Raw genomic sequence first — 25,953 nt, forward strand, 5'->3', positions numbered from 1 at the left:
CACCAAGACCAAGCGGATCGCGCGCCAGATGCATGGACGAGCAGGCTTCACCCTTCTTCGCCACCGCATCCTCCTCGGATAGCGGCACGCTGCGTCACCACCGAATGTGAGCCAGAGCCGAACGTTTTACAGTCCCAGGCTAAGAGCGTGGCCCGGACCATCCAGCGGCACATGGAACTCTTCGCGCCAGTGCCTGTCACGCTGCCCTGGGATGATCCGAGTCCCCCTGAGACGCCTGTGGAAGCCAAACACCGGCGGCCGAGGACGTACAGCCTCTTGGTGACGGGACGCGAGAGGAAGGCGATCAACCGGAACTTCTTCAACTCCTACGCCTGGAAGCCGGCCCTGGCCGGAGCGGGCGTGATCGCTCCGCTGCAAGAGAGCGACCGGAGTGGGTCCCGAGTATGGGAGCCGTCCCGGGAGCACGGCTTCCACGCCTTGCGCCACTTCTACGCCTCCGAGGAACTGGAGGCCGGCGAATCTGTCGTCTCCCTGGCGCGCTGGCTGGGCCACTCCGACCCCGGGTTCACCCTGCGCAAGTACTCCCACTTCCTGCCCCGCGCAGGCGCACGGGGCACCGCCGCCATCGACGCGATCTTCGCGTAGCCTCGGCCCGGACGGCGTCGGGCCCGGACAAGGCTCGCAGGAGCCCACCTCAGGCGCAAAGTCCCAGAGAAGTCCCACGGGTGCCGCCGTGCCCCCTCCTGAACCGCTTTCGTGCAGGTCAGACAGGGTGCGGCGGCACTCGTCGATCAGATGTCGCGGAAGATCTCGATCTGCGCTCCCACGGAGTTGAGCCGCTCCGCCAGCTCCTCGTAACCGCGGTTGATCACATACACATTGCGCAGTACGGACGTGCCCTCCGCCGCCATCATGGCGAGCAGCACCACCACCGCGGGCCGCAGTGCGGGCGGGCACATCATTTCGGCGGCGCGCCACCGGGTCGGGCCCTCGACCAGCACCCGGTGCGGGTCCAGGAGTTGCAGCCTGCCGCCCAGGCGGTTCAGGTCGGTGAGGTAGATGGCCCGGTTGTCGTAGACCCAGTCGTGGATGAGGGTCTGACCTTGGGCGGAGGCGGCGATGGCCGCGAAGAAGGGCACATTGTCGATGTTGAGCCCGGGGAACGGCATGGGGTGGATCTTGTCGATCGGCGCCTCCAGTTTGGAGGGCCGGACCCTGAGGTCGACCAGCCGGGTACGGCCGTTGTCGGCGGCGTACTCCGTCGTACGGTCGCAGTCGACGCCCATTTCCTCCAGCACCGCGAGCTCGATCTCCAGGAACTCGATCGGTACCCGGCGGATCGTCAGCTCGGATTCCGTCACCACGGCGGCGGCGAGGAGGCTCATCGCCTCGACCGGATCCTCGGAGGGGGAGTAGTCGACGTCCACGTCTATGTGCGGGGAGCCGTGCACGGTCAGAGTGGTGGTGCCGATGCCGTCGACGCGTATGCCCAGCGCCTCCAGGAAGAAGCACAGGTCCTGGACCATGTAGTTGGAGGATGCGTTGCGGATGACGGTCGTGCCGTCGTGCCGGGCGGCGGCCAGCAGTGCGTTCTCGGTCACGGTGTCCCCGCGCTCGGTCAGCACGATGGGACGGTCGGGTGTGACCGAGTGGTCTATCTGGGCGTGGTAGAGCCCCTCGGTCGCGGCGATCTCCAGGCCGAACCGGCGCAGCGCGATCATGTGCGGCTCGATGGTCCGCGTACCGAGGTCGCAGCCGCCCGCGTAGGGGAGCTTGAACGAGTCCATCCGGTGCAGCAGCGGGCCGAGGAACATGATGATGGAACGGGTCCGCCGGGCGGCGTCCGCGTCGATGGCGGACAGATCGAGCCGGGCGGGCGGGACGATCTCCAGATCGGTACCGTCGTTGATCCACCGGGTCCGCACGCCGATGGAGTTCAGCACCTCCAGGAGACGGTAGACCTCCTCGATACGGGCCACTCGGCGCAGCACCGTACGGCCCTTGTTGAGCAGTGTGGCGCAGAGCAGGGCCACGCACGCGTTCTTGCTCGTCTTGACGTCGATGGAGCCCGAGAGCCGGCGACCGCCGACCACTCGCAGGTGCATGGGCCCGGCGTAGCCGAGCGACACGATCTCGCTGTCGAGTGCCTCACCGATGCGCGCGATCATCTCAAGGCTGATGTTCTGGTTGCCGCGCTCGATGCGGTTCACGGCGCTCTGGCTGGTGGCGAGCGCCTCGGCGAGCTGACTCTGTGTCCAGCCCCGGTGCTGACGGGCGTCACGTATGAGCTTGCCGATGCGTACGAGGTAATCGTCTGACATGGCGAAAGGTTATCTCAGATATGAGATGAGACCTGTGGTGGGGTGTGGCATTCGGGTGACGGCAGGGCGTGGAGGCACGGAAGTTGCGCGGCCGGTCGCGTGTGAAGGGTGCGGCGACCGGCGCACCGTGCGTTCCATGGTTCACCCGGATCGGCGTGATTGCGAACGGTGTACGTCCGTCCGGGGGAGAACGGGGAACGGAACGGGGAACGGGGAACGCGCGCACCGGCCTTGTCCTGGCCCCACCCGGCGGGTGCGGCCAGGACAAGGCCGTCGGGAACAGCGTGGATCCGGCCGGAGCGCAGCGTCGGCCCGGTCCGCTGCCCGTTCCTCGAATCAGCCCTCGACGGCGCCTTCGAATCCCCCTTCGGCCAGGATTCTGTCGATGCGGGCGCGATGCGCCTTCTCCCAGTCGTCGAGGGATTCGCCTGCTTCCTTGGCCAACTTCTTTCGGGCATCGAGGAGTACCTGGGCCCGGCGGGCACGGGGAGTGACCACGATGCCCTCCTCGTCGGCCACCACGATGTCGCCGGCGTCGACGTCCACGCCGCCGCACCGGACCGGACCGCCCAGCGGTCCGACGGCCTTCTTGGCTCCGGGGATGGGGACGACCCCCCTGGCGAAGACGGGAAAGCCCATGTCGCGCACCTCGGCGAGGTCACGGATCGCCCCGTCGGTCACGAACGCCACGATCCCCCGCCGCTGCGCGACGGCGCAGACGTTTCCGCCGGCGAGCGCGTAGTCCACGTCGCCCGCTTCGACGACGACGACCGAGCCGGGTTCCGCGCGGTGGATGGCCGCGTGAAGCATCAGGTTGTCGCCCGGCGGGCACCGTACGGTGAACGCCGGGCCGGCGACGCGCGGCATCGAGGGCCACAGGGGGCGGATGCCGAGGTCCATGACCTGTTCCCGCCCGAGGAGATCGGCGAGGGTGGTCGGGGAGATGTCCTTGAACTCGGTGACGTCGTTCATGTTCCTCCTTCGTCCGGGCACCCGTACCGCTCCGGGGGCCGATACACCCATCGGGGCACCGGGCGGGCGGCGTGCGGCGGCGAGACTACCGAACGGCGGGGTGGGTCCGGGTCGCGGCGGCGAGCGTCAGGGCGGGGCCGACCGGCTGCCGAGGCATCGGGGGACGGGCGCCGCGGCAGCGGGACACCGAAGCGCGTGGCCACCTCGGGGAGCGGCCCGGCGACGACCGCCTCCGTGGTGCCGACGGTGAAGGCTCCCAGAGCCGGGAGGGGTGATGCCCGTTCTGCGGGCGCGGGCGGTGGCGGGCGTCGCGGGAGATGCGGTACTGGACGGGGCGGCTGGGAGGTCCTTGGCTACGGCTTCGGACCGACGTCGTTCCGTCGACGGCCGAGGGCGGCCCTGCCCTGTCTCGGTGAAGTTACGCATGGTTGGAATATGACAATCTCTCGCATCCGAATCGGTCGACTTCTCTCCTGATTTATCTTCTGCATGCTGGCACGATCCCCATGAGGGCAAGTCGGGTGCTATGTAGCATCCGCACAATTCAAGGAGGCTCGTGTGACCCGTAACTGGCAGGATCTGATCCGCAGCGGGCGGGCGGACGTGGTCGTCGCAGGTGGGGTGGAGGCATGCCTGCACCCCTTCACCATCGCGGCATTCGCCCAGATGAAGGCCCTGTCGACGCAGCCCGTGGACCCAGAGACCGTGTCCTGACCGTTCGACGTCAAACGGTCCGGGTTCGTCATGGGCGAGGGCGCGGGGATGATGGTTCTCGAACGCGCCGAGTTCGCCCGGGCCCGTGGAGTACGTGCCTACGGAACACTGGCCGGCAGTGCCGTGAGTTCGAGCGCGAACCACATCACAGCCCCGACGCGGAAGGCCAGGCCCTCGCCATGGAACTGGCGCTGCGCGACGCCGGTCTGACCCCGGCGGACATTGGGGTCGTGCACGCCCACGCCACCTCGACGGAGTCCGGTGACCTGGCGGAAGCCGAGGCGATCGGCCGGGTGATCGGCAGCCGCGCTGCGGTGACGGCGACGAACGGCACGGTGCCGGCCACGCGCAACCTCGACGAACCCGACCCGCGCGTGGAACTGGACGTCGTGCGCGGTGAGCGGCGCACCGGCCGCTGGTCTGCTGCGCTGGCCAACTCGTTCGGGTTCGGCGGACACAACGTCAGTCTCGTCCAAAGAACGCAAGCACGGACAACCGGATCACCGGGGCCCGACTGGTCAAGGACGCCCTCGGCTGGCACATCGCCTTCCGCGTCCAGACCCTCGACACCGCACCGCAACCGCACGCGGGCCCCGAAGCCGGCATCGACGCCCGACGAGAAGGCCAAGCTGCTCCGCCTGGAGCGGCGCGCCGCGCACCGCAAGAGCTTCCTCAAGCGCGGCGAGAACACCTCCCGCCGACTCCACAACACCTACGACCGGATCAAGCGGCTACGCGCAACAGCCACGCGCCGCGCCACTGACCGGCAGCACCAGACCACCACCGAACTCGCCCGCACCTACCGCGTGATCGTGGTGGAAAAACTGGACATCCCGAACATGGTCAAGTCCGCCAGGGGCACCATCGACAACCCGGGAAAGAGCGTCGCGCAGAAGTCCGGCCTGAACCGCTCCATCAGCCAAGAGGCATGGGGCCGCACCGTGATGATGCTGACGTACAAGACCGACCGCCACGGCGGCACCCTGCACAAGGTCCCCGCCCCGAACACCTCCCGGCGCTGCTCCGCATGCGGCTTCATCACGCCGGGCGGCCGGGAGAACCAGGCCACGTTCGTATGCAAGAACCCGGACTGCGGATGGTCGTGCAACGCCGACCACAACGCCGCCCGAAACGTCTTGCACCTGTACCGGATGGGCCACGCGCTCATCCCGGCTGCCGGGAGGGCAGTCGTCAGACGCACCCGTGGCGTCAAGCCCGTCACCGCAAGGTAGGCGGGAATCTCCCGGCTTCAGCCGGGAGAGCACTTCAAGTACGGCCCTGCAAGATCCGCCCCAGCGGGTGCAGCCACCCCGCACCCCCAGCACGATTTACCCGTACGGCTGGGTTCACTGAGACAGGAGGCGGAACGGCTGGGTTCGCTGAGTGAACGCCTTGATTGGATGAGAGCGGTCACCCCGCCCGCACATGACCGTGCGGCAGTGATGTACTAGAGTTATCTCGACATCGAGATATATGCCGAAGGCGCACCGTAGGCCACCACTCGGTAAGGGTTGCCTAACTAAGCCTTACCTCAGCGGATGGTCGAGGGGCCGTAGGCGGCACCACGCGGCGCCCGCCGCAATGAGGCGTGGCGCGGAGTACGCGCACATTGATGAAGGAGACTGTCGTGTCGGCGAACAGCTTCGACGCCCGCAGCACGCTGCGCGTGGGCGACGAGTCGTACGAGATCTTCAGGCTGGACAAGGTCGAGGGCTCCGCGCGCCTCCCTTACAGCCTGAAGGTGCTGCTGGAGAACCTGCTCCGCACCGAGGACGGCGCGAACATCACCGCCGACCACATCCGGGCGCTCGGCGGCTGGGACTCCCAGGCGCAGCCCAGCCAGGAGATCCAGTTCACCCCGGCCCGTGTGATCATGCAGGACTTCACCGGTGTGCCGTGCGTCGTGGACCTCGCCACCATGCGTGAGGCTGTCAAGGAACTGGGCGGCGACCCGGCCAAGATCAACCCGCTCGCCCCGGCCGAGCTGGTCATCGACCACTCCGTCATCGCCGACAAGTTCGGCACCAACGACGCGTTCGCGCAGAACGTCGAGCTGGAGTACGGCCGCAACAAGGAGCGCTACCAGTTCCTGCGCTGGGGCCAGACCGCCTTCGACGAGTTCAAGGTCGTCCCCCCGGGCACCGGCATCGTCCACCAGGTCAACATCGAGCACCTGGCCCGTACGGTCATGGTCCGGGGTGGCCAGGCGTACCCCGACACCCTCGTCGGCACCGACTCGCACACCACCATGGTCAACGGCCTCGGCGTGCTGGGCTGGGGCGTCGGTGGCATCGAGGCCGAGGCCGCGATGCTCGGCCAGCCGGTCTCCATGCTCATCCCGCGCGTCGTCGGCTTCAAGCTGACCGGTGAGCTCCCGGCCGGCACGACCGCCACCGACCTCGTGCTGACCATCACCGAGATGCTCCGCAAGCACGGTGTCGTCGGCAAGTTCGTCGAGTTCTACGGTGAGGGCGTCGCCGCCACCTCCCTCGCGAACCGCGCCACCATCGGCAACATGTCGCCGGAGTTCGGCTCCACCGCGGCGATCTTCCCGATCGACGGTGAGACCCTGAACTACCTGAAGCTGACCGGCCGCAGCGAGCAGCAGGTCGCGCTCGTCGAGGCGTACGCCAAGGAGCAGGGCCTCTGGCTGGACCCGGCCGCCGAGCCGGACTTCTCCGAGAAGCTGGAGCTGGACCTGTCGACGGTCGTTCCGTCGATCGCCGGCCCGAAGCGCCCGCAGGACCGCATCATCCTCGCGAACGCCAAGCAGCAGTTCGCCCAGGACGTGCGCAACTACGTCTCCGAGGACGAGGAGTCGGGCAAGGAGTCCTTCCCGGCCTCCGACGCCCCGGCCTCCACCAACGGTGTCCCGTCGCGTCCGACCACGGTCACGGCCCCCGACGGCACGTCGTACGAGATCGACCACGGCGCCGTCACCGTCGCCGCGATCACCTCCTGCACCAACACCTCGAACCCGTACGTCATGGTCGCGGCGGCGCTCGTGGCGAAGAAGGCGGTCGAGAAGGGCCTGACCCGCAAGCCGTGGGTCAAGACCACCCTCGCCCCGGGCTCGAAGGTCGTCACTGACTACTTCGACAAGGCGGGCCTGACCCCGTACCTCGACAAGGTCGGCTTCAACCTCGTCGGCTACGGCTGCACCACCTGCATCGGCAACTCCGGCCCGCTGCCGGAGGAGGTCTCCAAGGCGGTCAACGAGCACGACCTGGCCGTGACCTCGGTGCTCTCCGGCAACCGTAACTTCGAGGGCCGGATCAACCCCGACGTCAAGATGAACTACCTCGCGTCCCCGCCGCTGGTCGTCGCGTACGCCATCGCCGGTTCGATGAAGGTGGACATCACCAAGGACGCCCTGGGCATCGACCAGGACGGCAAGCCGGTCTTCCTCACCGACATCTGGCCGTCCGAGGCCGAGGTGAACGACGTCGTCGCCAACGCCATCGGCGAGGACATGTTCAACAAGTCCTACCAGGACGTCTTCGCGGGCGACGCCCAGTGGCAGGCCCTGGCCATCCCGACCGGCAACACCTTCGAGTGGGACCCGCAGTCCACCTACGTGCGCAAGCCCCCGTACTTCGAGGGCATGACGATGGAGACGACCCCGGTCGAGGACATCTCCGGCGCCCGGGTGCTCGCCAAGCTCGGCGACTCGGTCACCACCGACCACATCTCCCCGGCCGGTGCGATCAAGGCCGACACCCCGGCCGGCAAGTACCTCACGGAGCACGGCGTCGAGCGCCGCGACTTCAACTCCTACGGCTCGCGCCGCGGCAACCACGAGGTCATGATTCGCGGCACCTTCGCGAACATCCGCCTGCGCAACCAGATCGCCCCGGGCACCGAGGGTGGCTTCACCCGCGACTTCACCCAGGACGGCGCGCCGGTGTCGTTCATCTACGACGCCTCGCAGAACTACCAGGCCGCGGGCACCCCGCTGGTCATCCTGGCGGGCAAGGAGTACGGCTCCGGCTCGTCCCGCGACTGGGCCGCCAAGGGCACCGCGCTCCTCGGCGTCAAGGCCGTCATCGCCGAGTCCTACGAGCGCATCCACCGCTCGAACCTCATCGGCATGGGCGTCCTCCCGCTCCAGTTCCCGCAGGGCGCGACCGCCGAGTCCCTCGGCCTCACCGGCGAGGAGACCTTCTCCTTCACCGGCGTGACCGAGCTGAACAACGGCACCACGCCGCGCACGGTCAAGGTCTCCACCGACACCGGTGTGGAGTTCGACGCGGTCGTCCGCATCGACACCCCCGGTGAGGCGGACTACTACCGCAACGGCGGCATCATGCAGTACGTGCTCCGCAACCTGATCCGCAAGTAGGCGATCCGGCAGGGCAGTGGGCCGCACCTCTTCGCAGGACGAAGGGGTGCGGCCCTTTCCCGTACCGGCTCACCGTTTTGCGGCCACCGTCAGCGCTTCAGGGGCGAGGTGTAGCCGACGACGTACGGTGACACCGCCGACTGCTTGGTGTTCTTGTAGTTGAGCTTCTCGCTGGAGTTGCCCTCGACGGAGAAGTACGCCTTGTACTTGGTGCTGTACGCGGTGAGGACACCGACGTGGTCGATGACACCGTTCTTGTCCCAGTCGTAGCTGACGACATCGCCCTTCTTGGGCACGTAGCCGTTCTTTTTGGCCACGTCGGCGCGCGAGTGCCAGGTGTGGTTGGCACGCCCGTAGTTGCGGAAGGATCCGGCGGACGAGTTGAGCCCCGTGATCTTCGCGCCGCCCCAGTACCAGGTGTACTTGGCGAAGTCGGAGCACCAGGCGCGGGACTTCCACTTCACGGGCGTCCAGGTCTTGACCCAGGTCTTGTTCTTCTTGACGTACATGTAGCCCTTGCTCGTGCCGCAGGTGGCGCGGTTGGTACCGGTGCGCGGGGCGCTCGTGCCGTCGAAGTGGCGGTTGCGCGGGTCGGTCCAGAAGCCGGTGTAGAAGTTGCAGTTGTTCTTGGCGTTGACGCCGTTGGCCGCGCCCTCGTACTTGCGCTTCTTCACCTCGGCGTTGGTGCTGGTGTACTGGCTGAGCGCCTGCTCGGCTATCTTGTCGCCTGGCACGTTGGACGAAGCCGCGGTCGCGGGGTATGTCGTGATCCCCAGGGTGAGTGCGGTGCTGAGGCACGCTGTTGCCAGGGCATGGCGAATGCGCATGTGTGCTCCTTGAGATCGGGATGTTGTCCTGCTTCTCGGCAGGTGGGTCCTCGTCGGCCGGCTTCGTTGGCTCCTCCGGCAGCCCGTCACCGACCCTGTCCGACGGGATGGCCACCACCCTGCTCGACCGACCGTGTCCCAACCTTGAAGAGAGCTTGAAACAGCTGCTCAAAGCCACCGGCTTCGGCCTAGGATCCCGCCTCGGGGGTGGTTGGTGTGGAGGTGGAGTTCCGTGTGCTGGGAGGGGTCGAGGTCCGGGTCGACGGCCACCGGCTGGACTTGGGACCCGCTCGGCAGCGGCGCGTTCTGGCGGTGCTGCTGCTCGAAGCCAACCAAGTGGTCACGGTGGATGAACTCGTGGACCGGGTCTGGGGAGAGCGAGCCCCACAGCGCGCCCGTTCGACGCTGTACAGCTACCTCTCCAGGCTGCGCCTCGCGTTGCGCACCGCGGCCGAGGAGGCGCAGATCGCGCGGCGGTCGGGAGGATACGTACTGGCCGTAGCCGCCGCAGCTGTCGACCTGCACCGCTTCCGGGGGCTCGCTGCCAGGGCTCGAACCACCGCGCACGCAGGGGATGAGACCGAGGCGGCGAGACTCTTCGAAAGGGCCCTCGCGACGTGGCAGGGCGACATGTGTCCTGGCATGGACACCTCGTGGTTCAGCTCCCAGCGCGAGGCGGCGCAAGTCGAACGCCTCGCAGCCGTGCTGGACTGGGGCGATCTCCAACTGTGCCGCGGGTTCCACACCGAGCTCGTGACAGTGCTGGCCGCCCTCGCCGAGGACAACCCTCTGGACGAACGGCTTGTCGGCCAGCTGATGCTCGCCCTCTACCGCGGCGGACGCTCCGCCGATGCCCTCAACCACTACCAGGGCATCCGTCGTCGTCTCGCCGAGGAGTTGGGCATCGACCCGGCGCCACCGCTGCGGAAATTGCACCAGCAGATCCTGATCTCGGATCCGCAGCTCGCGCCACCGGCGCGGGACGCCACGCCCGACTCGGTGCGTACCACCACCGCGGGCCCCAGACAACTACCGGCTCTGCCGCCTCTGTTGACCGGCCACAACACTGAACTGGCCTGCTTGGACAAACTGTTGGATCCGCAAGTCGAGCCGCACAACGGGACCCTGCTGATCGCTGCGATATGCGGCATCGGCGGCGTCGGCAAGACCTCGCTGGCACTGCGCTGGGCCCACGGCCAGCAAGAGCGCTTTCCCGACGGTCAGCTGTTTGCTGATCTGCAGGGCTTCACCCCCTCCGGTGAACCGGCGGACCCCTACACGGTCATGCGGGGATTCCTGGAAGCCCTCGGTGCCGACCCCGGGAGCCTTCCCGCCACCCCCCAGGCCCAGGCCGCGCTGTACCGAAGTCTTACGGCAGGCAGGCGACTGCTCATCATGCTCGACAATGCTCGAGACACCGACCAGGTGGTGCCTCTGTTACCAGGCAGCCCCACCTGTACGGTTCTGATCACGAGCCGTCACCAACTTCCCGGCCTCGCCGCCTCCCACGGCACCGTCCAGCTCACCTTGGAAGCGCTCGACCACACCGAGGCGCGCGACCTGCTCGTCCGCCGGCTCGGTTCCGAGCGGCTCGCCGCGGAACCCGCAGCGGCGACGGAACTCCTCCACCACTGCGCGGGGCTCCCCATCGCCATCAGCGTCCTCGCCGCCCGCCTCACCACGAACCCGATGCTCACCCTGATCGCCCTGGCGGCCGAACTGCGAGAAGCGGCGACCCCGCTGGACGCCCTGGAAACGGGCGAGACGAGCAGTGACGTACGGATCGTCTTCGCCTCCTCCTATCGTGCACTCGATACCGATTCCGCCCGGGTGTTCCGGCAGTTCGCCCAGGCACCCGGGGCCGACATCAGCCTCCCCGCCGCCGCCAGCCTCACCGGTCTGCCCCTCGCCCGCCTCCGTACACGGCTGCACCGCCTCCAGGCCCACCACCTCGTTCAGGAACGCGTCCCCGGCCGTTTCACCTGCCACGATCTGCTGCGCGCGTACGCCCTCGAGATGGCGGAAACCGTCGCCCCCGCCGGCGAAGCGGACGCGGCACTGACCCGCGTTCTCGACCACTACGCACACACGGCGTACGCAGCCGACCGACTCCTGCTGCCCTACCGCGACCCGCTCCCGTCGGCATCGCCGAAAGACGGCACGCGCCTTGAGGAATTCGCCGACGCCGACCAGGCCATGGCGTGGTTCGCGAGCGAGCACACCGTGCTGACAGCAGCCGTCAACCACGCGGTACGCGCCGGGCGCGATGCCCAGGCATGGCGGACGGCATGGGCGATCAGCACCTTTCTCGCCCGCCGGGGGTGGTGGGCAGACGTCACCGCCGTGCACAGCACCGCGCTCGCCGCCGCGGTTCGCCTCGGGGATCCGGCTGCCCAGGCGGAGTCCCGTCGGACGCTCGCCTGGGCCTGCACGGAGACCGGCCGCTTCGCGGAAGCGCACCAGGAACTGGCCCGTGCACTGGCCCTCTCGGAGGCGAACGGCGATCTCCTCTGTGCCGCCCACACCCACCTCGCCCTGGGCTGGCTGTACGAGCGCGAAGGCGACGAGGCCGCCGCTCTGCGGCACGATCAGAGCGCCGTCGAACAGTTCACCTCGGTCGGAAACCTCCCAGGACGGGCCCGCGCTCTGAACGCGGTGGCCTGGGGCCACGCCCAACTCGGGGACCATACCGCGTCGGTACGCCGCTGCCAGGAGGCGCTGGCCATCCAGCGGGAGCTGGGCGACGAGCGAGGCCAGGCCAACACCTGGGACACCCTCGGCTACGCCTACCACCAACTCGGCGAACACACGAAGGCCATCGACTGCTACCAGCACAGCCTGGACCTCAACCGTGCACTGGAGCACCGCTACAACGAGGCCTTGACGCTGGTCCACCTGGGCCAGACCTACCGTGCGACGGAAGCCGTCGAATCGGCCAGGGGCGCCTTGCGCGAGGCCCTCGGCATCTACCTCGACCTCCGTGTTCTCAATCCGGAAGTGGAGCGGGCCCGTGTACTCCTGCGTGAACTCGACGGTCCACCGGTTCCGGATGGCCCGGACAGCCCATGTGCCGGTCGGTCCTAGCCCCGCTGTCCGGTTGCGATGATGCGGTGTCGTCGATCGGGACATGGGCCTGCCGTACCCGGGAAGCGAGGCATCGGCCGCCCCGTCCCGGGCGCGTGGAATGCGATCGTGGACCAGGGGGTTTGCCGGTTACGCAGTACGAACAGCACAGAGAGCGGATGACACCCATGGGCGAGTTGATCCTGATCAGGCACGGTGAGACCGAGTGGTCGCGGTCCGGGCAGCACACGAGCCACACCGATCTGCCCCTGACCCCCCTCGGTGAACACCAGGCCCGCGCGCTGGCTCCGCTGCTCGCCGACCGGCGGATCGTGTTCACCCTGGTCAGCCCCGCCGCACGCGCCCGGCGCACCGCGGAGCTCGCCGGGCTCGCCGCACCCCGTGTCACCCCCGAACTACGCGAATGGGACTACGGCGGCTACGAAGGGGTGACCACCGACGAGATCCGCCGCACCCGCCCCGACTGGAATCTGTGGACCGACGGGGTCGCCCCCGGCCCCGGGGCGCACCCCGGTGAGACACCCGCCGAGGTCGGTGCCCGAGCCGACCGGGTGCTGGCCGAAGTCGCCAAGACGGCGGAACGCGGCACGGACGGGGACATCGCGCTCGTCGCCCACTCCCACTTCCTGCGCGTACTCACCGCCCGTTACCTCGGCCTGACCCCGGCCGAGGGCACGCTCTTCCAGCTCGCCACGGGAGCGGTCTCGCGGCTCGGCACCGAGCACGGCAATCCGGTGATCACGGCGTGGAACGTGACATTGCCCGAGAGTCTGTTCCCCCGGACCGTTCCGGACACCCCGGAGCGGGACTGACCGAACGGGGGCTCGGCCGTTCCACATCTCGCCGGACGCCCGGCATGCGGACGGCCGGCGCCTCGGAGCGAGACACCGGCCGCCCGCGCGACCTGGAGCGGGCCGAGGATCAGGAGAGCAACTCCACCTCCGCCAGGCTCCCTTCACCCGCGAACACCAGGCGGTAGTGCGCGTACGAGCCCGGAGCGCGCACCGAGAACACCCTTGTCTGCCTGTCCCAGGCGAACGACTGGCCCGACCGCTTGTCGAGGTCCTTCCACGTCGTGCCGTCCGACGAGCCCTGCAGGACCCAGCCGGTCGGGGCCTTGGCCGCCGCGCTCGATGTCAGCGTGTACTGGGCCGCGTTCACGGCCGAGGGCACCGGCAGGTCCACCGAGGCGACCGTGGCAGAGGTGGCCGAGGTGTTGTCGAACAGGGCGCCCGCGCCCTTCAGCACGTCCGCCTTCGGCGTCGCCACGCTGTCGTCCGTGGTGATCGAGACCGGCGCGGCATCCTTGCCGGTGCCCCACGACGAAGGCTTCGCACCCATGTCGAAGTCCAGGACGCCGCCCTTGGCCAGCAGGTCGTGCGGCAGTGAAGTCGAGGTCCACTTCTTGCCGTCGACCCTCAGGCCCTGCACGTAGATGTTCTTCGCGCTGTTCTTCGGCGCCCTGACGACCAGATCGCGGCCGTTCTCCAGATGGACCGTGGCCTTCGTGAACAGCGGCGAGCCGATCGCGTACTCGCCGCTGCCCATCACGAGCGGATAGAAGCCGAGCGAGGAGAAAAGGTACCAGGCCGACTGCTCGCCGTTGTCCTCGTCACCGTGGTAACCCTGCCCGATCTCGCTGCCCGTGTAGAGCCGGCCCAGTACCTCACGGACCTTCTCCTGTGCCTTCCAGGGCTGCGAGGCCGCGTCGTACATGTAGGTGACATGGTGTGCGACCTGGTTGCTGTGGCCGTACTGCCCCATCCGTACGTCACGCGCCTCCGTCATCTCGTGGATGACACCGCCGTACGAGCCGACGAACTCGGGGCCCGCCGTCTCCGGAGTGGCGAAGTAGGTGTCGAGCTTCTTCGCCAGGCCGGCGCGCCCGCCGTAGAGATTCGCCAGGCCTCGGCTGTCCTGCGGGGCCGTGAAGGCGTAGCCCCAGCCGTTCGTCTCCGTGTAGTCGTAGCCCCAGACCCGAGGGTCGTACCGGTCCGCGGGGAGCCGCCAGTCGCCCTTGGCGTCCTTGCCCTGGAAGAAGCCCACCTTGCTGTCGAAGAGACCGACGTAGTTGCGGGCGCGGTTCAGGAAGTACTCGGACTCCTCCTTGTACCGCTCCTTCTGCGTCTTCTTGTAGAGCGCCCGGCCCATCTGCGCGATGCCGTAGTCGTTGAGGTAGCCCTCCAGCGACCAGGACAGGCCCTCGTGCGTGGAGGTGTCGGCGTAACCGACGAACGGGGACGTCTGCATGCCCTTGCGGCCGACGCCCGAGGACGGCGGGACCACGGTGGCGTTCTTCAGTGCCGCGTCGTACGCCGCCTCGGCGTCGAACTTCACGCCCTTGACGTAGGCGTCCGCGAAGGCGACGTCCGAGGAGGTGCCGGTCATCAGGTCGGAGTAGCCGGGGGACGACCAGCGGGAGATCCAGCCGCCGTCCTTGTACTGCTGGACGAAGCCGTCCACCATCTCGCCGGCCCTGTCCGGCGTGAGGAGGGAGTACGCGGGCCACGTCGTGCGGTAGGTGTCCCAGAAGCCGTTGTTGACGTACACCTTGCCGTCGACGATCTTCGCCCCCGTGTGGGTCGGGGTGTCGGAGCCGACCTGCGGGGAGAAGGGGCTGGCGTACTTGTCCTTGCCGTCGACCGTCTCGAAGCCCGAGTTCGGGTACAGGTAGAGCCGGTACAGGCTGGAGTAGAGCGTGGTCAGCCGGTCGGTCGTGGCACCCTCGACCTCCACCTTGCCCAGGATGTCGTCCCAGGCCCGCTGCGCCCGGTCCTCGACCCGTCCGAAGGAGCGGGAGGCGGGGATCTCGGCGGCGAGGTTCCGCTTCGCCTGGTCGACGCTGATCAGCGAGGTCGCCAGGCGCAGCTCGACCGTGCGGTCCTTGCCGGCGTCGAAGCGGAGGTAGCCCGTGACGTCGTCGCCCCCGCCGCCGGACAGCTTGCCGCTCGCGGTGACCGGCGCGTCGAAGACGCCGTGGACGAAGAGGCGGGTGGCGCCGGTCGAGCCGCCGCTCTTCACATCGGAGTAGCCGGTGAAGGAGCTGGTCCCCGGGTCCAGGGTGAGCCCGCCGTCGTTGGAGACGTTGTCGAAGACGACGCTCGCGTCGGCACCGGGGTAGGTGAACCGCATCCGGGCCGCGTGGTCGGACGGTGTCATCTCCGCCTTGAGGCCGTTGTCGAATGTCACACCGTAGTAGTGCGGCTTCGCCGTCTCGTTCTCGTGGTGGAACGGCAGGGCCCGCGCCTTGCGGGAGGCGTCCGGGGTGCCGGGGACCACCGACGGCATCAGCTGGAAGGTCTGCCGGTCGCCCATCCAGGGGCTCGGCTCATGGCTGGCACTGAAGGCCTGGAGGGTGGGCAGGTTGTCATCGTTGTTGCCGCGCGCGTAGTCGTACAGCCAGCTGGTCGATCCGGCGTTGGTGACCGGCGTCCAGAAGTTGAAGCCGTTCGGGAGCGCGGTGGCGGGGAAGTTGTTGCCGCGCGAGAAGGAACCGCTGGAGTTGGTGCCGCGGACCGTCGACGCGTAGTCGGAGAGGTGCGCGCGGCGCTTCTCGGGCGCCTTCGGGGCGATCTTGATGTCGTCGATCCAGCCCTGGAACTTCGACGGACCCTTGGGTGAGTCGTACGCCACCAGAATCCGGTCCACGGTCCTGCCCGCGGCGACCGTTCCGATCGCCGACTCGACCTTGTTCCACTGGTTGACGTAGAGCCGCTTGGCATCGGCCTGACCCTGCGGGGTCAGCAGGCCGCCGTTGCTGTCGGTGGCCCGCAGATCGCTCAGGTACGTGCCGTCCGTGAACGCCAGGTCCACCGAGACGTGCGTGGCCGGGTAGGAGAGGTCCGTCTCGCCCATCTGGGGGTAGATCAGATAGGAGAGTGAGGTGTCACGGGTGACAGCCGTGTTCACATCGAAGATCTTGTTGTACGAGTAGGCCCGGCCGTCCGCCTTGTGCGTGCCGGCGTACCGCAGGGCCTTCCTGCCGGTGAAGCCCGCACCCGACTTGGCGGTGGGGGAGCCGGACGGGCCGCGGTCGACCTGGCTGCGCATCGATTCCGGCGCCGGGGCCGAGGTGCCGCCGTCGGAGAACTGGACGTCGGCGAGCTGGGTCGCGTCGGAGGCGCCGTTGTTCTTCGTGATCTGCAGCCGGAAGTGCTGGTAGGCCGCGTCCGATGTGAAATCGTACGACTTCGTCTGGAACCGCTCGGTGAAGCTCTGGCCGGTCCGGGAGTCGAGGTCCTTCCAGTCCTTGCCGTCCGTGGAGCCCTGCAGGGTCCAGTCCTTCGGGTCGCGTTCGTCGTGATCGTTGGCCGAGGTCAGCGCGTAGGTCACGACCTTGACCGGTTCGACGAGATCGAACTCGACCCAGCCGGTGGGTGCGAAGGTCAGCCACTTGGTGCCCGACTCCCCGTCGACCAGGTTCTCCTTCACCTCCCCGCCGCCGGTGTTCTCGCCACTGGCACGGACGTCTGTCACCTTGTCGGTGACATTGCCCGGTATTCCAGTGGAGAATCCGCCGTCGACACCCGATGACCGCTTCTTTCCGTCAGGGCCTTCTTCGACGGTGTTGCGCCATTCCGGTTGCTTTTCGTCCGCTTCGAATGACGAGCTGAATGTCCGTTCACCCGAGGTGCTTTGGCGCTTTTCGCCTGTCCCGGCCGACTGCGCGGCGGCCGCGGTGGGGGCTGTCACGACCAGAACCAGTGAAGCCGCGACCAGTGCGGCCGTACGGCTTTGTCTCCTGCGAGAACCATGTCGGGGCTGCATGCGGAGCCAATCCTCCCGAGGAAGTGCGATTGGACAACGTTGTCAGGGACGCGCAAGGTCCAGTAGGGAGCCAAGTGGCGTGATGTGTCAAGGGCGTTGAGTGTGAACCGCCAGTCGAATCGACCGTAATGCGGAAATCGTTACACCCGGACGGAGGCGCACGGGGTCCAGGTATCCGCGAGGTCTCAACTCGGGAAAGACTGCTGCTCGACCTTGCATTCGATCTTGCTCAGTCGGGCGCAAGTGGACTATACCTGTCGGCGTCTGCACAGCCGTTTCCGGCGCCGCGGACAAGGGGGACACGGGGGAACGGTCACGGGGCACAACAAGTGCATCCGCTGCCCGATCTCCCGAAGCCCCCCACTGCACATGGCTAGCCTGAGATCAGCACTACCCAAGCGCAACTGACCGCGGTGGCGGGGCCCTTCGCCTGAGGCGAATATCGACGGGCGACCGGTACACACCGCCTGAGTCCTGGAGAAGGCGAGGACTTGAGCATGGGATCCACCTCCGCCCACAAGAATGAGGGCCTCGGCCGTCGCGATGTGATCAAGCGATCTGCCGCGCTCGGCCTGCTCACCGTTCCCACGATGGGTTTCCTGTCGTCGTGTGCGAGCAGCGACAGCGGCAGTGACAAGAAGGTCGAGAAGGGCAAGGTCAGCAAGACGAACCCGCTCGGCGTCAACGAGACGGCCCCCCTCGAGGTGGTCATCTTCGACGGCGGCTTCGGCCAGCAGTACGCGATCGACGCGGAGAAGAAGTACAACGCGGCGTTCCCGAAGGCCCCGAAGGTCAAGCACGTCGCGACCCAGAAGATCCAGTCGCAGCTGCAGCCGCGCTTCAACGGCGGCACCCCGCCGGACCTGATCGACAACTCCGGTGCCGAGCAGATGGACATGGGTGTCCTGGTCGGCAAGAAGCAGCTGGCGGACCTGACGCCGCTGATGGACGCGCCGTCCATCGACGACCCGACCAAGAAGGTCCGCGACACGCTGCGCCCGGGTGTCCTGGAGATGGGTCAGTTCGACGGCGACCCGGTCTGGATCATGTACTACGCGTACACCGTGTACGGCGTCTGGTACTCGCAGACCGCGCTCGACAACCTCGACGCGCAGTACCCCGAGAACTGGGACGACATGCTCGCCCTCTGCGCGAAGGCGAAGAAGAAGGGCATCGCCGGCTGGACGTACGCCGGTAAGTACCCGTACTACCTGCCGTTCTCGCTCTACCCGTTCATCGCCAAGATCGGTGGCCGGGAGGTTCTCGACAAGATCGACAACCTGGAGCCGAACGCCTGGAAGGATCCCGCGGTCAAGGCGGCGTTCGAGGCGTACTACGAGCTGTACCAGAAGGGGTACATCCTCAAGGGCACCCCCGGCCTGACCCACATCCAGTCGCAGACCGAGTGGACCAAGGGCAAGGCGCTCTTCCTCCCGAACGGTTCGTGGGTGGAGAACGAGGCGGCGCCGACCACGCCCAAGGACTTCAAGATGATGGTCGCGCCTCCGTCCAGCCTGGACTCGTCCGACAAGATGCCGTTCGGCACCATCTGGGCCTCCGGCGGCGAGCCCTTCGTCGTCCCGGCCAACGCGAAGAACCCCGAGGGCGGCATGGAGCAGCTGCGCATCATGCTCTCCGAGGAGTCCTCCAAGAACTTCACCAAGCAGGTCAAGTCGCTCAGCGCCTTCAACGGCGGCACCGACGGTCTGACCCTGTCGACCGCCATGCAGTCCGGCGTCGACTCGCTGAAGAAGGCCGGCGACAACGTGGTGAACCCGCGTCTGCAGGACTGGTACGTGAAGCTCCAGAAGGAGCAGATCGGTGTCGCCGGTATCGGCGAGATGATGGCCGGCCGCGCGACCCCTGCGGAAGCCATCAAGAAGATCCAGGCCTTCGCCGACGCGGCGGCCAAGGACCAGTCCATCAAGCACTACAAGCACCAGTGAGCAACCGTCACCAGCGGCGGCACCCGCGGAAAGATCGGGGTCGGTAAACGATGCAGCACGGCAAGTACCGTTTCATCGTGGGATTCTTGGTGGTCCCACTGGCGTTGTACGCGGTCTTCGTCATCTGGCCGTTCATCCAGTCCATCTACTACTCGTTCACGGACTGGACCGGCCTGAGCCCGGACTTCAAGATGGTCGGGTTCGACAACTACACGAGGATGCTGAAGGACGACATCTTCTGGAAGTCGTTGCAGCACAGCGTGTTGCTCGTGCTGCTGCTGCCGCTGGTGACGCTGGGCCTGGCGCTGTTCTTCGCCTTCATGCTCAATGTCGGAGGCCGGCGGCGCAAGAACGCCGCGGTCTCCGGCGTGCGCGGGTCGAGTTTCTACAAGATCGCCTATTTCTTCCCGCAGGTGCTGTCGATCGTCATCGTCGCCCTGCTGTTCCAGTTCGGGTTCAACCCCACCAGCGGGGTGCTGAATTCGACGCTGAAGGCGATCGGTCTGGGATCCGTCCAGCCGGACTGGCTGGGCGATCCGAACCTCGCGCTCATCTGCGTGATGTCGGTCCTGGTCTGGTCGACGGTCGGGTTCTTCGTCGTCCTCTTCTCCGCCGGCATGGCGTCCATCCCGAAGGACTTCTACGAGGCGGCGCTCCTCGACGGCGCCAACCGCTTCACCACGTTCTTCCGGATCACCCTCCCGCTGCTCTGGGACACGGTGCAGTCGGGCTGGGTCTACATGGGCATCCTGGCCCTCGGCGTGGAGGCGTTCACCGCCGTCCAGGTCATGACCGTGGGCCCCGGCGGCCCCGACTACTCGACCACGGTTCTGCCGCTGTACGTGTACCAGACCGCCTTCCGCGACGGACAGGCCGGATACGCGACGACGATCGGTGTCGGACTGCTCATCGTCACCATGGCCTTCGCCGCCATCGTGATGCGACTGGGCCGGCGCGAGCGGCTGGAGTTCTGATGCCGCGACTGACGGGAGACGGCGCCCGGACCTCCAGCAGGCACCACAAGCACCACAGGTCGGCCTCCGTGTCCGGCTCGACAGTACGAGGTGAGTACACGTGAAGACCACTGACACCCCTCCCGCGGCCCCGGCGGCGGAACCGGCCCCCGTGGCCAAATTGCCCGCTCCCGCGGTCAAGGAGAAGAGCAGCGAGGGCCAGGTCCTCAACGTCTTCTCGCACGGTGTGCTGATCATCTGGGCGATCCTGGTCGTCATGCCGCTGCTCTGGGCGGTCATGTCGTCGTTCAAGTCCGACGACTCGATCCTGTCGACGCCGTTGGCGCTCCCCGACAAGCTGCACTTCGACAACTGGTCGCGCGCCTGGAGCCAGGCGCACATGAGCGACTACTTCTTCAACACCGTCGTGGTGGTGGGCTGTTCGCTCGTCGGGACTCTGCTGCTCGGGTCGATGGCGGCGTACGTACTGGCGCGGTTCGACTTCCCCGGCAACCGCTTCATCTACTACCTGTTCATCGGCGGGATGAGCTTCCCGATCATCCTGGCGCTGGTCCCGCTGTTCTTCGTCATGAACAACATGGCCCTGCTGAACACGCGACACGGACTGATCATGGTCTACATCGCGTACTCGCTGCCGTTCACCGTCTTCTTCCTCACCTCGTTCTTCCGGACGTTGCCGACCTCGGTGGCGGAGGCGGCGATGCTCGACGGGGCCTCGCACACCCGGACGTTCTTCCAGGTGATGCTGCCGATGGCGAAACCCGGCCTGATCAGCGTCGGTATCTTCAACTTCCTCGGGCAGTGGAACCAGTACATGCTGCCGACCGTGCTGAACACCGACCCGGACCACCGGGTGCTCTCCCAGGGGCTGGTCGAACTCGCCAACAGCCAGGGGTACAAGGGCGACTGGTCCGGTCTCTTCGCCGGTCTGGTGATGGCGATGCTGCCGGTCCTCGCGGCCTACATCGTCTTCCAGCGTCAGGTCGTGGCAGGGCTCACCGCGGGTGCGGTGAAGTAGCACCCGTAGCCCCTGTACGGACCCGAACCGCCCGCCGGCCACGCGCCGACGGGCGGTTCGCCGTGTGCGGAAGACCGCCCAGGTGAGGGCACGGTGCTCATCCGAGGCTTCGCATGCTCAAGGTCTTGACGGGGAGTACCCCAAAACGGTCAGCTTAGAGTTCACATGTTAGAGAAAACGGCAGGAGTGAGAGAGTCGATGGAGACTCCGGGGTCGCAGACATCTCTGCATCGCGCCAACCTTGAGCGGGTCGTGCGCGCGGTGCGCATGGCCGGTTCGCTCACGCAGGCGGAGATCGCACGGAGCACCGGCCTGTCAGCGGCCACCGTCTCCAACATCGTTCGCGAACTGAAGGACGGCGGCACGGTCGAGGTGACCCCCACCTCGGCCGGCGGCCGCCGGGCCCGCAGTGTCTCGCTCAGTGGCGACGCCGGCATCGTGGTCGGTGTCGACTTCGGGCATACGCATCTGAGGGTGGCGGTCGGCAATCTCGCCCACCAGGTGCTCGCCGAGGAGTCCGAGCCGCTGGATGTCGACGCCTCGTCGGCCGAGGGGTTCGGCCGGGCCGAGCGGCTGGTCAGACGGCTCATCGAGACGACCGGGATCAGCCCGGAGAAGGTGATCGGGGTGGGCCTCGGTGTACCCGGCCCGATCGACGTCGAGTCCGGCACGCTGGGCTCCACGTCGATCCTGCCGGGCTGGACGGGCATCAACCCCGGCGAGGAGCTCGCGGGCCGGCTCGGGGTGCCGGTGTACGTCGACAACGACGCCAACCTCGGGGCGCTCGGCGAACTGGTGTGGGGGAGCGGCCGGGGGGTCAGGGACCTCGCCTACATCAAGGTCGCCAGCGGGGTCGGGGCCGGTCTGGTGATCGACGGGCACATCTACCGGGGGCCGGGCGGCACGGCCGGTGAGATCGGGCACATCACGCTCGACGAATCGGGCCCGGTGTGCCGCTGCGGCAACCGGGGATGCCTGGAGACCTTCACGGCCGCGCGCTACGTGCTGCCGCTGCTCCAGCCCAGTCACGGGCCCGACCTCACCATGGAACGGGTGGTCCAGCTGGCCCGTGAGGGCGATCCGGGCTGCCGTCGGGTGATCGGGGACGTCGGACGGCACATCGGCAGCGGGGTGGCCAATCTCTGCAATCTGCTCAACCCCAGCCGGGTGGTGCTCGGCGGTTCGCTCGCCGAGGCGGGCGAGTTGGTGCTCGCGCCGATCCGCGACTCGGTCTCCCGCTACGCCATTCCGAGCGCCGCCCGGCAGCTCTCGGTGCTGCCCGGAGCGCTCGGCGGCCGGGCCGAGGTGCTGGGTGCGCTGGCGCTGGTGCTGAGCGAGATGGGGGATTCAACCCTTTTGGAAAGCACCTTGTCGACGGCCACCCCTGCCTTCACTTAGATAACGGATGGCACCGTTGTCATCTCGTTAAGGATTTACTCCTTGACGCTGACGTCGGGGCCGAGTTGACTTCCAGCCACCTCGGCCGCGACGTCGCGGCCTCGTCAGGGAGGCAACCCGCATGAACGCAACGACGCGACGCATCGTCATGGGCACGGCCGCAGTTTCCATGGCCGTCTCCCTCGCCGCCTGTGGCAAGGCGGGGGGTGACGACAAGGCCGGCAGCGGTGGCGACGGCAAGTCCATCGGCCTGCTGCTGCCGGAGAACAAGACCACCCGTTACGAGACGTTCGACCGCCCCATCATCGAGGCGAAGGTCGCGCAGCTGTGCGGCGACTGCAAGATCAAGTACAGCAACGCCGCTCAGGAGAGCGACACCCAGAAGAAGCAGTTCGACGCGCTCATCACCCAGGGTGTGAAGGTCATCATCCTGGACTCCGTCGACTACAAGGCCACCAAGTCCTGGGTGCAGCAGGCGGCGAAGAAGGGCGTCAAGGTCGTCGCGTACGACCGCCTCGCCGAGGGCCCGGTCTCCGCGTACGTGTCGTACGACAACGAGAAGATCGGCCGCCTCCAGGGCGAGGCCCTGGTCAAGGCGCTCGGCGCCAAGGCCAAGGAGAGCAACGTTGTCATGATCAACGGCTCGCCGACCGACCCGAACGCCCCGTTCTTCAAGAAGGGGGCGCACACCGTCCTCGACGCCCAGGTCAAGAAGGTCGTCTACGAGCAGGACATCCCGGACTGGTCGCCGGACGAGGCCAACAAGAAGATGGGCGCGGCCATCGACTCCCTGGGCAAGAACGGCTTCCAGGGCGTCTACTCCGCGAACGACAGCATGGCCGGCGGCATCATCACGGCACTGAACAAGCAGGGCATCAAGGTCCCGGTCGGCGGCCAGGACTCCGAACTCGCCGGTCTGCAGCGCATTCTCAAGGGCGACCAGTCCTTCTCGATCTACAAGCAGATCAAGCCCGAGGCGGAGACCACCGCCGAGATCGCGGTCAAGCTCCTCAAGGGCGAGAAGATCGACGAGCTGACCCCGACCAAGGTCGACAGCCTCTCCGGCGAGTTCAAGGGCATCCCGGCCCGGCTGTACGACGCGCAGGTCGTGACCAAGGAGAACATCGCCGGCACGATCATTGCCGACAAGGTCTACAAGGCCGCGGAGATCTGCACGCCCGAGTACAAGGCGGCCTGCGAGGCAGCCGGTATCAAGTAGGACCCGCCCGTCGGCCGGTCCTTCCGACACCCTCGGGCAGTGCCTCCGGGCCTCCCAGCCGGTCCGGCGCCCGCTCCGTCAACGCCCCGCAAGCTGGGGGCGGGCGCCGGACTCCTCCTTGCGCACCTCTGCGCTCAGTACCATCATTCCCGCCGGTCAGGCGGTGAAGGAGATGATTCACGTGTCCGCTACGCCTGTGCTGGCGTTGCGCGGAATCTCCAAGCGGTTCGGCGCCGTTCAGGCGCTCACCGACGTGAACCTGGAGATTCACTCGGGCGAGGTCGTCGCCCTGGTCGGCGACAACGGCGCCGGCAAGTCGACCCTCGTCAAGACCATTTCGGGTGTCCACCCGATCGACGACGGCGTCATCGAGTGGGAGGGCGCGGCGGTACGCATCAACCGGCCCAACGACGCCCAGGATCTCGGAGTCGCCACCGTCTACCAGGACTTGGCGCTCTGCGACAACCTCGATGTCGTCGCCAACCTCTTCCTCGGCAGCGAACTGCGCAGGGCGACCGTCCTCGACGAGATCGCGATGGAGAAGCGCGCCAAGGAACTGCTGGACACCCTCTCCATCCGGATCCCGAGTGTCCGCATCCCGGTCGCCTCGCTCTCGGGCGGCCAGCGCCAAGTCGTCGCCATCGCACGCGCGTTGATCGGTGACCCCAAGATCGTCATTCTCGACGAGCCGACCGCGGCACTCGGCGTCGAGCAGACCGCCCAGGTCCTCGACCTGGTCGAGCGGCTGCGCGAGCGGGGCCACGGCGTCATCCTCATCAGTCACAACATGGCGGACGTGCGCGCCGTCGCGGACCGGGTGGCGGTGCTCCGCCTGGGCCGCAACAACGGCGTCTTCGACGTGGCGAGCACCTCCCACGAAGAGATCATCGCCGCGATCACCGGCGCCACGGACAATGCCGTCACGCGTCGCCAAGCGCGCATGGCCACGAAGGAGGACGCGAAGTGAGCGACCTCGCCAAGACCCCCAAGTCTCCCGAGAGCTCCGAGACTTCCGGGGCCCCCGAGAGCACCGCCGGCAAGCCCGGCACACCGGAAGCGGCCGCCGAGCAGTCGGCCGCCCCGGTACCCGCCGTCGACCCGCGTCTGCTCGTCCGCGAGGAGGGCTTCAGGGGTTACTGGTCGGAGTTCACCCGCAAGGTGCGCGGCGGTGAGCTCGGCTCGCTGCCGGTCTTCGTCGGTCTGATCGTCATCGCGATCGTCTTCCAGTTCCAGAACAGCAACTTCCTCTCCGCCAGCTCCGTCGCCAACATCGCGGTCTACAGCTCCGGCCTCGGCATCATGGCGGTCGGCATCGTGTTCGTCCTGCTGCTCGGCGAGATCGACCTCTCGGTCGGTTCCGTCGCCGGCGTCGGGGCGGCCGTCTGGGCCGTTCTCAATGTCAGCCACGGCTGGAACGAGTGGCTCGCGATCACCGTCGCCGTGCTCTCCGGAACGGCTCTCGGCGCGCTGCACGGTTTCTTCTTCGCCAAGATCGGCGTACCGGCGTTCGTCGTCACCCTGGCGGGCTTCCTCGGCTGGAGCGGTCTTCAGGACTGGATGATGGGCGGGGAGGGCTCGATCAACACCCCGTCCGGCAGTGTCGTCGAGAACCTCACTAACTACTTCTTCGAGGACAAGGCCGCCGGCTACGGACTCGCCCTGGTCGCGGTCCTCGCGTACGCCGCCTCGCTCCTGGTGGACAGCAGGCGCCGCAAGACCGCGGGTCTGCCCGCCCGCCCCACCGGCGAGGTCGTGCTGCGCACCGCCGTCGTCGCGATCCTGTGCTTCGTCGTCGCGTACGTCCTGAACGAGCCCGAGGGCGCCCGTGGACTGCCGCTCGCCCTGGTGCTCTTCCTCGCCGTCCTGGTCGCCGCGGACTTCGTCGCCCGGCGCACGACCTTCGGCCGCCAGGTCTTCGCGGTCGGCGGCAGCCCGGAGGCCGCCCGCCGCGCAGGCATCGACGTCGACCGGGTCCGGATCATCGTCTTCGCCCTGTCCGGCACGCTCGGCGCCTTCGGCGGCCTCTTCATCGCCAGCCTCTCCGGCGGCGCCACCAAGAGCGTCGGCGGCGGCAACACGCTGATGCTGGTCATCGCGGCCGCCGTCATCGGCGGCACCAGCCTCTTCGGGGGCCGGGGCAAGGTCTGGTCCGCGCTGCTCGGCATGATCGTGATCCAGTCGATCCAGCAGGGCCTGAACATGATCGGTATGGCCAACGCCATCCAGTACATGATCACCGGCGCGGTGCTGCTGGCCGCCGTGGTCATCGACTCGGTCTCCCGTCGCACCCAGAAGAGCGCAGGTCGCGCGTAACATCCCGGCCGCCCGGTCCTGTGCCCGGCACCCCGCGCGGTGCCGGGCACAGCCGTGTCCGTGTGTGCGCACGGAGCCCCGGCCGTGTACCGGGTAC

Annotated in this window: 15 protein-coding genes and 3 pseudogenes; 14 read left to right on the forward strand and 4 right to left on the reverse strand. The window is 67.6% G+C overall.

Going from position 1 to position 25,953, the window contains the following annotated elements; translation table 11 throughout:
• Window positions 1-279: 279 nt before the first annotated feature.
• Window positions 280-606: an integrase gene (locus tag ACF1B9_RS16115; protein ID WP_391740458.1), complete on the forward strand. Its 327-nt coding sequence runs from the start codon at window positions 280-282 to the stop codon at window positions 604-606.
• Window positions 607-752: 146 nt separating this feature from the next.
• Here ACF1B9_RS16115 and ACF1B9_RS16120 read toward each other — a convergent pair whose 3' ends face one another.
• Window positions 753-2,282, reverse strand: a complete 1,530-nt coding sequence (locus ACF1B9_RS16120) for a helix-turn-helix domain-containing protein (RefSeq protein ID WP_391740459.1) — start codon at window positions 2,280-2,282, stop codon at window positions 753-755.
• A gap of 336 nt (window positions 2,283-2,618) precedes the next feature.
• Window positions 2,619-3,254, reverse strand: coding sequence for an RraA family protein (locus ACF1B9_RS16125; protein WP_391740460.1), 636 nt, complete (start codon window positions 3,252-3,254; stop codon window positions 2,619-2,621).
• A gap of 603 nt (window positions 3,255-3,857) precedes the next feature.
• On the opposite strand from ACF1B9_RS16125, the pseudogene ACF1B9_RS16130 reads away from it, so the two are divergent.
• The 4 genes and pseudogenes from ACF1B9_RS16130 to acnA all read left to right on the forward strand — a co-directional run bounded on the left by ACF1B9_RS16130 (window position 3,858) and on the right by acnA (window position 8,310).
• Window positions 3,858-4,178, forward strand: a pseudogene (locus tag ACF1B9_RS16130) (beta-ketoacyl synthase N-terminal-like domain-containing protein).
• A pseudogene (locus ACF1B9_RS16135) lies at window positions 4,148-4,219 on the forward strand (hypothetical protein); the annotation flags it as partial. The pseudogenes ACF1B9_RS16130 and ACF1B9_RS16135, both read left to right, overlap by 31 nt.
• A gap of 188 nt (window positions 4,220-4,407) precedes the next feature.
• A pseudogene (locus ACF1B9_RS16140) lies at window positions 4,408-5,200 on the forward strand (RNA-guided endonuclease InsQ/TnpB family protein); the annotation flags it as partial.
• 395 nt (window positions 5,201-5,595) lie between these two features.
• The gene (acnA, locus tag ACF1B9_RS16145) at window positions 5,596-8,310 is read left to right on the forward strand and encodes an aconitate hydratase AcnA (protein WP_391740461.1); all 2,715 of its coding nucleotides are present in this window, start codon (window positions 5,596-5,598) and stop codon (window positions 8,308-8,310) included.
• A gap of 89 nt (window positions 8,311-8,399) precedes the next feature.
• Here acnA and ACF1B9_RS16150 read toward each other — a convergent pair whose 3' ends face one another.
• Complete coding sequence (locus ACF1B9_RS16150) at window positions 8,400-9,137, reverse strand: CHAP domain-containing protein (RefSeq protein ID WP_391740462.1); 738 nt, start codon at window positions 9,135-9,137, stop codon at window positions 8,400-8,402.
• A gap of 216 nt (window positions 9,138-9,353) precedes the next feature.
• Between ACF1B9_RS16150 and ACF1B9_RS16155 the strand changes: the two genes are divergently transcribed.
• Entirely contained in the window at window positions 9,354-12,221 is a 2,868-nt protein-coding gene (locus tag ACF1B9_RS16155; RefSeq protein WP_391795919.1) for a BTAD domain-containing putative transcriptional regulator, read from the forward strand.
• A 167-nt stretch (window positions 12,222-12,388) separates the two neighbouring features.
• On the forward strand, window positions 12,389-13,033 hold the full coding sequence (locus ACF1B9_RS16160; RefSeq protein WP_391740464.1) for a histidine phosphatase family protein: 645 nt from the start codon (window positions 12,389-12,391) through the stop codon (window positions 13,031-13,033).
• 109 nt (window positions 13,034-13,142) lie between these two features.
• Here ACF1B9_RS16160 and ACF1B9_RS16165 read toward each other — a convergent pair whose 3' ends face one another.
• A complete protein-coding gene (locus ACF1B9_RS16165; protein ID WP_391740465.1) occupies window positions 13,143-16,988 on the reverse strand; it encodes a GH92 family glycosyl hydrolase in 3,846 nt (1,281 codons plus the stop codon).
• A 497-nt stretch (window positions 16,989-17,485) separates the two neighbouring features.
• On the opposite strand from ACF1B9_RS16165, the gene ngcE reads away from it, so the two are divergent.
• The 7 genes from ngcE (at window position 17,486) to ACF1B9_RS16200 (ending at window position 25,856) form a co-directional block, all read left to right on the forward strand.
• The gene (gene ngcE / locus ACF1B9_RS16170; protein ID WP_391740466.1) at window positions 17,486-18,934 is read left to right on the forward strand and encodes an N-acetylglucosamine/diacetylchitobiose ABC transporter substrate-binding protein; all 1,449 of its coding nucleotides are present in this window, start codon (window positions 17,486-17,488) and stop codon (window positions 18,932-18,934) included.
• Window positions 18,935-18,984: 50 nt separating this feature from the next.
• Window positions 18,985-19,908 (forward strand): carbohydrate ABC transporter permease, encoded by a 924-nt coding sequence (locus tag ACF1B9_RS16175; protein ID WP_391740467.1) that lies wholly within the window; start codon window positions 18,985-18,987, stop codon window positions 19,906-19,908.
• 100 nt (window positions 19,909-20,008) lie between these two features.
• Window positions 20,009-20,926, forward strand: coding sequence for a carbohydrate ABC transporter permease (locus tag ACF1B9_RS16180; protein ID WP_391740468.1), 918 nt, complete (start codon window positions 20,009-20,011; stop codon window positions 20,924-20,926).
• A gap of 198 nt (window positions 20,927-21,124) precedes the next feature.
• On the forward strand, window positions 21,125-22,324 hold the full coding sequence (locus ACF1B9_RS16185; RefSeq protein ID WP_391740469.1) for an ROK family protein: 1,200 nt from the start codon (window positions 21,125-21,127) through the stop codon (window positions 22,322-22,324).
• A gap of 121 nt (window positions 22,325-22,445) precedes the next feature.
• The gene (locus ACF1B9_RS16190; protein ID WP_391740470.1) at window positions 22,446-23,543 is read left to right on the forward strand and encodes a sugar ABC transporter substrate-binding protein; all 1,098 of its coding nucleotides are present in this window, start codon (window positions 22,446-22,448) and stop codon (window positions 23,541-23,543) included.
• Window positions 23,544-23,715: 172 nt separating this feature from the next.
• Window positions 23,716-24,510: an ATP-binding cassette domain-containing protein gene (locus ACF1B9_RS16195; RefSeq protein WP_391740471.1), complete on the forward strand. Its 795-nt coding sequence runs from the start codon at window positions 23,716-23,718 to the stop codon at window positions 24,508-24,510.
• Window positions 24,507-25,856 (forward strand): sugar ABC transporter permease, encoded by a 1,350-nt coding sequence (locus tag ACF1B9_RS16200; protein ID WP_391740472.1) that lies wholly within the window; start codon window positions 24,507-24,509, stop codon window positions 25,854-25,856. Before ACF1B9_RS16195 ends, ACF1B9_RS16200 begins: the two co-directional genes overlap by 4 nt.
• The last annotated feature ends 97 nt before the right edge of the window (window positions 25,857-25,953 follow it).

It is taken from the genome of Streptomyces sp. NPDC014727, from assembly GCF_043083485.1.
GTDB lineage: Bacteria > Actinomycetota > Actinomycetes > Streptomycetales > Streptomycetaceae > Streptomyces.

Excerpts from the sequence above, each read along its gene's own strand:
- ACF1B9_RS16120 (WP_391740459.1), bottom strand. The coding sequence starts at position 2,282 with ATGTCAGACGATTACCTCGTACGCATCGGCAAGCTCATACGTGACGCC.
- ACF1B9_RS16125 (WP_391740460.1), bottom strand. The coding sequence starts at position 3,254 with ATGAACGACGTCACCGAGTTCAAGGACATCTCCCCGACCACCCTCGCC.
- ACF1B9_RS16150 (WP_391740462.1), bottom strand. The coding sequence starts at position 9,137 with ATGCGCATTCGCCATGCCCTGGCAACAGCGTGCCTCAGCACCGCACTC.
- ACF1B9_RS16160 (WP_391740464.1), top strand. The coding sequence starts at position 12,389 with ATGGGCGAGTTGATCCTGATCAGGCACGGTGAGACCGAGTGGTCGCGG.
- ACF1B9_RS16165 (WP_391740465.1), bottom strand. The coding sequence starts at position 16,988 with ATGCAGCCCCGACATGGTTCTCGCAGGAGACAAAGCCGTACGGCCGCA.
- ngcE (WP_391740466.1), top strand. The coding sequence starts at position 17,486 with ATGGGATCCACCTCCGCCCACAAGAATGAGGGCCTCGGCCGTCGCGAT.
- ACF1B9_RS16175 (WP_391740467.1), top strand. The coding sequence starts at position 18,985 with ATGCAGCACGGCAAGTACCGTTTCATCGTGGGATTCTTGGTGGTCCCA.
- ACF1B9_RS16185 (WP_391740469.1), top strand. The coding sequence starts at position 21,125 with ATGGAGACTCCGGGGTCGCAGACATCTCTGCATCGCGCCAACCTTGAG.
- ACF1B9_RS16190 (WP_391740470.1), top strand. The coding sequence starts at position 22,446 with ATGAACGCAACGACGCGACGCATCGTCATGGGCACGGCCGCAGTTTCC.
- ACF1B9_RS16195 (WP_391740471.1), top strand. The coding sequence starts at position 23,716 with ATGATTCACGTGTCCGCTACGCCTGTGCTGGCGTTGCGCGGAATCTCC.